Origin of the sequence: Bradyrhizobium sp. ARR65, from assembly GCF_000472385.1 — a bacterium.
Lineage (GTDB): Bacteria > Pseudomonadota > Alphaproteobacteria > Rhizobiales > Xanthobacteraceae > Bradyrhizobium.
The window spans coordinates 1-1,415 of record NZ_AWZU01000131.1; the positions used below are offsets into that span (position 1 = coordinate 1).

Genomic DNA, 1,415 nt, shown 5'->3' on the forward strand with positions numbered 1-1,415 from the left:
GCTCTGTCATCAGCGCAGATCGTCCAGCACGCGCGCCATCGCCGGATGCGTGCGGTTCTTGACCTTGACCCAATGCTTCGAGCGGGCAGCCTGATAGAGCCGGTCGCGGCGCTTCGATACCAAGCCCTCAAGCCCCATTCGGCAGGAGGCGCGGAATAGCTCCGAGCCGATCTCGCCCTGCTCAAACGGCCGGACGAAAATGCCATCGGGCCGGCGCGCGAGCAGGCGCGCGCCATGACGCCCAGGTCCTTCTCTTGGCCTAAGCGAGGTCACCCGTGAATTTTTTGATCAACGGCAGATGAACGAATTGAGGCGAGATCGGTTGGAGGCTGATGGAAGACGATCTGAAAAACCGGATGGAACGAGCGCTGGTCGCCACCACATTGAGCATGGCCACCGTTGTCGCGAGCATCGTTCTGCTTGTGATCCAGCATGGAGCGGACGCGGCTGTGACAATGACGGCGCCGCTGCAATAGCCATTCGGCGGACCAGAGGCTCCTGCTTCGGGCTGTTTCGGTTGCGGGGCCCCGGCCTCCTGGTCTAGGCCCGCAGGGGCCTCGCCTTTGTCGGCACAAGCGGTCATTGGTGATCCCCGATGAAGCGCATCAAGCCACGGCGAATACCGCTCCGCCCCGATGGCACGCCGATGACAGAGGACGACTTCCGGGCGATCCGAGATCAGATCACCGCTTTCGACGACATCGAATGGACCGACGACGCCACTCGGGACCTCGTTGAGAGGTTCATGCCCGATCTCGTAAGCCGGTTGCCGCAAAAACGGACCGAGACGTCCGAGCAGGTCTTTGGCCGGATGAAGGCCAAAGCCAAACGGAAGGTTGCGTGGATGATTGTCGGAATTGCCGCCCGTCTGAACTAATCAACGCTTGAGCTTTTCCGGTTCGGCCGATCTCTTGCCGTGAATCGAAGCCGCGAAAAAGAACCTCCCTTTCGGGAGGTTCATCAGTATCGCTCGGATTCAGAAGGAGCAGCCACAACGCCGCAGGAGATCATGTCGCGCCGGCGCTGGGGTCTGCTCCTCGTCGGCGACTGACGCTGCCGACTACGCACGTGAACGGCGCAGACGCGGAGGCGTTCCGCGGAACTGGTCGGAACACCCCGTAATCCGCACGGGGTGATCCTGCCGCTTCCCGCGATACCGTGCACGCAATGTCGGCCCTCGCTCCTGACGTGTGACAGGGCGATCGGAAGAGCTGATAGAGAACGGCTCGTTGATCTTCTTGATTTGGATGCGGCCGTCTTGCACCGGCTCGACGGCGTTGGCCAGCTCTATCAGCTCGCGCGCGGCGCCATCGGGATCGGCGAAGGGGCGATTGACAACGAATTTCATGCTCCGGCCGTATCTGCTTCGCCCACGCGCGCAATAGGGCGCACACCAGCTTGGCTTTCGCACGCAA

At 62.0% G+C, this 1,415-nt stretch carries 3 protein-coding genes; 2 read left to right on the forward strand and 1 reads right to left on the reverse strand.

Translation table 11 applies throughout. From position 1 onward, the window contains the following. Nucleotides 1-9: 9 nt before the first annotated feature. The gene (locus tag F758_RS0142960; RefSeq protein ID WP_024513505.1) at nucleotides 10-273 is read right to left on the reverse strand and encodes a DNA ligase-like domain-containing protein; all 264 of its coding nucleotides are present in this window, start codon (nucleotides 271-273) and stop codon (nucleotides 10-12) included. A gap of 59 nt (nucleotides 274-332) precedes the next feature. Here F758_RS0142960 and F758_RS50640 point away from each other — a divergent pair, with 59 nt between their 5' ends. Together F758_RS50640 and F758_RS0142970 are read left to right on the forward strand one after the other, a co-directional pair. After that, nucleotides 333-476 carry a hypothetical protein gene (locus F758_RS50640; protein WP_157450575.1) on the forward strand — a complete coding sequence of 48 codons (144 nt, stop codon included), beginning with the start codon at nucleotides 333-335 and terminating at the stop codon, nucleotides 474-476. A gap of 119 nt (nucleotides 477-595) precedes the next feature. Beyond that, nucleotides 596-877, forward strand: coding sequence for a hypothetical protein (locus F758_RS0142970; protein WP_024513506.1), 282 nt, complete (start codon nucleotides 596-598; stop codon nucleotides 875-877). The last annotated feature ends 538 nt before the right edge of the window (nucleotides 878-1,415 follow it).